Annotated in this window: 2 protein-coding genes; both read left to right on the top strand. The window is 66.5% G+C overall.

Features of this window, described 5'->3' with window-relative positions:
- Positions 1-227: hypothetical protein (locus FPV16_RS25850; protein WP_227441366.1), on the top strand; the 227-nt coding region annotated here is incomplete at its 5' end.
- 442 nt (positions 228-669) lie between these two features.
- A partial coding sequence (locus FPV16_RS25845) for a hypothetical protein (RefSeq protein WP_227441365.1) occupies positions 670-967 on the top strand: 298 nt, incomplete at its 3' end.

The raw sequence follows: 967 nt of genomic DNA, 5'->3' as shown, positions 1-967 counted from the left end.
CCTCGCCCCCCAGCCCGACGCCCCCTCCGGCTGCACCCACACCGCCGAGCGCTTCAGTGACCTTGCAGAACGACAGCGTCGCCGCTTCTCGAGCCAGCATGGAGCGTGAGCTGAAGCGCGTCGGCCTCGCCGCGTCGGACGGCAAGGCCGCCAAGATCGATGTCCTCGGGGTCAGCCCTTCATCGAGCATGACCCGCGAGCTGAAGCGTGCCGGGCTGATCCCGTAGTGACCGGCCTGCCCTCCGACCGCCACCCGGCCCGACCTGGGCACCGACCCCTACCCGAAGTGCCGGGGGACCCTGGAAACCCGACGACGATACGGGTGGTCGGGGCCCCCAAAGTCTCTAGCGCCAGACCTCAAAACCCACTTAATACCCGAACTTAACCGGATTTGCCGTGACGATTATTACTAAGGCTTCACTTGCTGATGAGATGAGGGTTAGTCGCGCCCGCGTCTCCCAATACGTGAAAGCCGGTCTGCCTGTACGTTCTGACGGCAAATTAAACCGTGATGAAGCCCTTAACTGGCTTAAGCGGAATGCGGTCGGACTTTACTCGGGCGAGGACCGAGGAGTTAACCGGGCCGCGCGGCTGGCGAAACCGCCAAAGGCCCAGCCAACGCCTCTGCCGGAGCCCGAGGACTCCCCGACACCGGATCTCGTGCGGGACGTGATCGTAGCAATGATCCACCGCACCGAGGCCGTCGTCGCCTTCGCTGTCATCGCCGCCGGGGGCAACGCCGAGGCCGCCTTCGCAGCCGCCGGCATCGCCCGTGCCGAAATGATGGAGGTCGGCACCGACGTGGCGCTGACCCGTGCCGTGCCGGATGGGGACGACGGCCCCCTCGGGACCGTCGCGGCAACCGATTACCCGCCGAACTGGCCCGCCCTTGCGGACCTTGCTGGCGAACCCGTCGCCCTGGACCAGTGGCGAACGGCCGAAAGTCGCCTGCCGTACTGGCTGGATC

Origin of the sequence: Methylobacterium sp. W2, from assembly GCF_020662345.1 — a bacterium.
Taxonomy (GTDB): Bacteria; Pseudomonadota; Alphaproteobacteria; order Rhizobiales; family Beijerinckiaceae; genus Methylobacterium.
This window is presented reverse-complemented; position numbering and strand designations above follow the sequence as displayed.